Genomic DNA, 1,190 nt, shown 5'->3' with positions numbered 1-1,190 from the left:
AGATCCAGCGAGTAGGACTTGGTCATCGCTCATCTCCTCCCCGAAAGAGGGCTGAGACAAGTGAATCACGAAGCCGCTACGCCGCAAAGCCCCAACGACTCCGTCAGAACTGCCGTTGCTCTAGAGGAACCTCGCGAGACCTCAGTAGAAGGTCATGCGTGCTGTCAGATCCGCAGCAGCCTGACGTGCCAGCACCAGAGATTGGGGCACGCAGGGTTACTACTTGATGCGGCAAGTGTCAGTAAATGTGACGAAACCTTCGTCCGACCGGCTGACCACTTCCAGGCGTTCCTATCCCCGTGAACTTTCAAATAACGAAGAAGTCGTGATAGGTCACTTTGAGGCTTTTAGCTAAACTGGCGAACTTTACCTGTGCCTTGGAGCCAATGCCATCAGGATCATAGTAGAGGATACCCTGCTTGCTATCGTAGATGATGCGATCCTCCTTATCCTGTGCGCTTCTTCCGTTAATGAACATATCAGCCTTGAGCTTCATCGGCTTCGCTGCGCTACCTGCTCCAAGTTTAGTGAAGACCTTGTTGTCGAGCCGGAAACTGTCATCCTTGACGTTGAAATCCAAGATCTTATCGACGTTCCGGTTCTTTTCCAGCTTGGAATCAAAGACAAATGTATCCCGGCCCTTATCGCCGTTAAGGATGTCGTTTCCGGAGCCCCCATAGAGGCTATCGTTGCCTCCCGCACCGAAGAGCCTATCATTGCCGAGGTTTCCTTTGATGAGGTCAGCTTCCGCAGTACCAATGACCCTTTCCCCCACCACATCCTTGATGCTGATGGAAAAAGCGTTGTCGGCCACCAAACCTGCATTGTCACTCGCCCGAACCACGACTTGGTAAGAGGTCGCTTGTTCATAGTCGAGCTTCATCCGATTGGCGACGACCAGTTGTCCATCTCGGATGGCAAAGCGGCCGCCCGCATTGTCGAGCAGAGAAAAGTGCAGCGTTGCGCTATCCACGTCGGATGCGGACAAGTTTCCAATCACGGTGCCCAACGCACTGTTCTCAACAACAACCGCGCTTGTAAGGGAAAGGTTATCAGGAGCATCATTGATGGCCTGCCCCCTGAGAAGTGGTCCTCCCTGATGTATGGCTTTCAAGCCGAATGGAGGACAAGCGAATGAGCAAGAAGAGACACACGGCCGAGGACATCGTCGCGAAACTGCGGCAGGTGGA

General features: G+C 53.3%; 1 protein-coding gene. It reads right to left on the bottom strand.

The window, feature by feature from the left end:
- Nucleotides 1–307: 307 nt before the first annotated feature.
- Entirely contained in the window at nucleotides 308–1,114 is an 807-nt protein-coding gene (locus ACS5Q1_RS47965; protein WP_473104795.1) for a cadherin domain-containing protein, read from the bottom strand.
- Nucleotides 1,115–1,190: the final 76 nt, after the last annotated feature.

Source organism: Microvirga sp. GN3 (assembly GCF_055792825.1).
This window is presented reverse-complemented; position numbering and strand designations above follow the sequence as displayed.